General features: G+C 71.5%; 1 protein-coding gene and 1 pseudogene. One reads left to right on the top strand and one right to left on the bottom strand.

The features are described from left to right. A pseudogene (locus tag FNH08_RS50405) lies at positions 1-291 on the bottom strand (peptidase M20); the annotation flags it as partial. A gap of 117 nt (positions 292-408) precedes the next feature. Between FNH08_RS50405 and FNH08_RS50400 the strand changes: the two are divergent. Beyond that, positions 409-1,104 (top strand): transglutaminase domain-containing protein (locus FNH08_RS50400; protein ID WP_152778735.1); only part of this gene is annotated, 696 nt, incomplete at its 3' end.

The raw sequence follows: 1,104 nt of genomic DNA, 5'->3' as shown, positions 1-1,104 counted from the left end.
GTCCCCACCGTCCTCGGTCGCCCCCACCAGCCCCCACGCCTCGTCCCGCGGCGCCTCCGAGCCAGGGAAGTCCGGGTCCGCCAACAACACCGGCAGATCCATGGACCACAGGTCCACGTCCAACCCCAGCCGATCGAGCCGCCCCGCCAGGTGATGCTGGAGCTCGGACTCCGCCGGGCTGCCGGTCACACTCGGTATCGCGATCAGCTCCAGCAGCGTCCGGGCGATGGCCGCCTCGTCGACCGCCGCGAGGGCCGCGGCCTCCTGGGCACTCAACTCACTGGGCGTCATGGGTGGTTGCTCCTGGTGTCTCGATGACTGGCGAGGTGTTCCAGTTGGATGACCATGTGATGATGACCGGGAACAGTTGGGTGCGGGTAGGGGACCGGGACCACACGGGGGTTTGCGATGACCAGCCGACTGCTGATGCCGCGCCGAACGGCGAACGCCGGGCGGCACGCACGTCCCGAACACACCGAGGCGGTGGAGGGCTCCACGTGCCCCACCCGAATCCTGGACTGGCGGCACCCCCGCATCACCAGCCTCACCTCACGCGTCGAGGAGACGCGACCGGCCTCCCCCCTCGACGCCCTGCGCACCGCTCACGGGATCATCGCCCGTGAGATCCGCCCGGTGTACTCGGTCGACGACCGCCGCCGCGCCTCACGCACCCTGGCCCTGGGCCGGGGCTCGTGCAGTCAGCGGATGGCCGTGCTGGAGGCGGTCGCCCGGGCGTCGGGGGTGCCGACGCGCGTCCGGGGCCTGCTCGTCGACGGGAGCTTCTGGTATCCGAGGTTCCCGCGCCTGAAGCCACTGGTCCCGGAGCAGGTGCTGCTGGCGTGGCCGGAGTTCCATGTCGGCGGGACATGGGTGCCGGTGGGTGAGCTGTTCACCGACCTGCACACGGACACGGGGGACGGCTTCGCCAACAAGGGCGGCGAGACCCTGTTCGACGCCGTGGCCCGTACGGGCCTGCGCTGGGACGCCCCCGTGAGCTGCACCGCCCAGGACGACACCTGCGACCTCTCCGCCCAGGTCCGCGTCGACCTGGGCCACTTCACCTCCCGCGACGCCCTGTTCACCCACCACGGCCCCACCCTCTGC

This window comes from Streptomyces spongiae, assembly GCF_009377185.1.
GTDB lineage: Bacteria > Actinomycetota > Actinomycetes > Streptomycetales > Streptomycetaceae > Streptomyces > Streptomyces spongiae.
Note: the sequence above shows the minus strand (reverse complement) of the source record. Positions and strands in the feature narration are given on the sequence as shown.